Below are 2,661 nucleotides of genomic sequence, written 5' to 3'. Positions count from 1 at the left end.
CCTCCAGGTGGCCGAACCCGGCATCGACGACAGCTTCTTCGACCTCGGCGGGCACTCCCTGCTCGCCACCAAGCTGGTCAGCCGGATCCGCACCGGGCTCGGCGCCGAGCTGCCGATCCGCGTCCTCTTCGACACCCCGACCGTCGCCGCGCTGGTCCAGCACCTCGGCCAGGACCACACCCCGGTGCGCGCCGGGCTGACCGCCCGGGAGCGCCCCGAGCGGGTGCCGCTCTCGTACGCCCAGCAACGCCTGTGGTTCATCGACCAGTTCGAGGGCCCCAGCGCTCTCTACAACACCCCCTTCGCGATCCGGCTGACCGGCGCCGTGGACACCACCGCCCTGGCCGAGGCACTGAAGGACGTGGCCACCCGGCACGAGGTGCTGCGCACGCTCTTCCCGACCGCCGACGGCCAGCCGCACCAGCTGGTCGCCGTGGACGCCGCGCCCAACCTGACAGTCACCCGCGCGGCCGACGAGGCCGAGCTGACCGCCCTGCTGGACCGGGCCATCGGCCACGCCTTCGACCTGGCCATCGAACTCCCGCTCCAGGCCCAGCTGTTCTCGCTGCCGCAGGACCAGCACGTGCTGCTGGTGCTGCTGCACCACATCGCCAGCGACGGCTGGTCCGTCGCCCCGCTCTTCCGCGACCTGGACGAGGCCTACCGGGGCCGCACCACCGGCGGCGCCCCCGACTGGCCACCGCTGCCGGTGCAGTACGCCGACTACACCCTCTGGCAACGCGAGGTGCTCGGCACCGAGGACGACCCGGACAGCCTGATCGGGCGGCAACTCGCCTTCTGGCAGCAGTCCCTGGCCGAAGCCCCGGAGGAGCTGGCCCTCCCCTACGACCGCCCGCGCCCCACCACCCCCAGCCACCGGGGCGAGCTGGTCGAGTTCACCGTGGACGCCGAACTGCACCTCCGGCTCACCGAGTTGGCCAACGCCACCCGCGCCAGCCTGTTCATGGTGCTGCAGGCCGCCGTCGCCACCCTCTACACCCGCCTCGGCGCCGGCACCGACCTGCCCCTCGGCACCCCCGTCGCCGGACGCACCGACGAGGCCCTGAACGACCTGGTCGGCTTCTTCGTCAACACCCTCGTCCTGCGCACCGACACCACCGGCAACCCCAGCTTCCGCGAACTCCTCGACCGCGTCCGCCGCACCGACCTGGACGCCTTCGACCACCAGGACATCCCCTTCGAGCGCCTGGTCGAACAGCTCAACCCCACCCGCGTCCCCGCCCGCCACCCGCTCTTCCAGACCGTCATCGCCCTGGACAACCAGGGGACGGCGCCGCGCACCTTCGGCGAACTGAGCTGCAGCGAGCTGGAGTTCGACCTCAGTGTGGCCAAGTTCGACCTCTCCTTCGGGTTCTCCGAAGCAAGCGGACGCACCGAGCCGACCGGGCTCTCCGGCGCGATCGAGTACGCGGCCGACCTCTTCGACCACGCCACCGTCGCCACCCTCGCCGAGCGCCTGCTGCGCGTCCTGGACACCGCCGCCACCGACCCCGACGCCCCGATCGGGGACATCGACATCCTCAGCCCCGCCGAGCGGGAGCAGCTGCTGACCGGCTGGAGCGGCCCGGTCGCGACGCTGCCGACGGCGGCGGTGCCCCGGCTGTTCGAGGCCCGGGCCGCCGCCATGCCGGAGGCCGTCGCCCTGGTGGCGGGCTCGGAGACGCTGAGCTACGCCGAACTCAACGCCCGCGCCAACGGATTGGCGCTGCGCCTGGTCGCGGCGGGCGTCACGGCCGAGACCCCGGTGGCGGTGCTGCTGGAGCGCTCCCCCGCGCTGGTGGTCAGCCTGCTGGGCATCCTCAAGGCCGGCGGCAGCTACGTCCCGCTCGACAGCGCCCAGCCCCAGGAGCGCCTGCGGGCCGTTCTCGCCGACGCGGGCGCCACGCTCGCCGTCACCGACACCGAGCACCCCGCCTTGGCCGGGCTGACCACCCTCCGGGTCGGCACGGAGACCGCCGACAACCTCGAACTCGACGTCAGTGCAGATCAGTTGGCGTACGTGATGCACACCTCCGGCTCGACCGGCAGGCCCAAGGGCATCGGCGTCACCCACCGCTCCGTGATCGACCTCGCCCTCGGCGGAGCCTTCTCCGGCGGCGGCCACGCACGCGTGCTGGTGCACTCCCCGACCGCTTTCGACGCCTCCACCTACGAGCTCTGGGCCCCGCTGCTCTCCGGCGGCAGCCTCGTGCTCGCCCCGCCCGGGCGTCTGGGCGTCACCGAACTCGCGGCCACCATCGACCAGGGCGCGGTGACCGCCGCCTGGCTCACCGCCGGCCTGTTCAACGTCATGGCCACCGAGGATCCGGGCGCCTTCGCCGGCCTCCGCGAGGTGTGGACCGGCGGTGACGTGGTCTCCCCCGCCGCCGTCCGCCGGGTGCTGACCACCTGCCCCGGCCTCACCGTGGTCGACGGCTACGGGCCCACCGAGACCACCACCTTCGCCACCCGCCACCGGATGGCCACCGCCGGCGAGGTGCCCACCGCCGTCCCGATCGGCCGCCCGCTGCCCAACACCCGGGCGTACGTGCTGGACGACACCCTCCAGCCGGTCCCGGTGGGCGTCCCGGGTGAGCTGTACATCGCGGGCGCGGGTCTGGCCCGGGGCTACGCCGGCCGGCCGGCCCTCACCGCCGAGCG

Annotated in this window: 1 protein-coding gene; it reads left to right on the top strand. The window is 73.6% G+C overall.

Annotated features, from left to right (window positions below; all coding sequences use genetic code 11):
- The coding region (locus ACFWIS_RS40535) for a condensation domain-containing protein (protein ID WP_380524394.1) at positions 1-2,661 on the top strand (2,661 nt) is incomplete at both ends.

The organism is Kitasatospora sp. NPDC127060 (genome assembly GCF_042724935.1).
Taxonomy (GTDB): domain Bacteria; phylum Actinomycetota; class Actinomycetes; order Streptomycetales; family Streptomycetaceae; genus Kitasatospora.
This window is presented reverse-complemented; position numbering and strand designations above follow the sequence as displayed.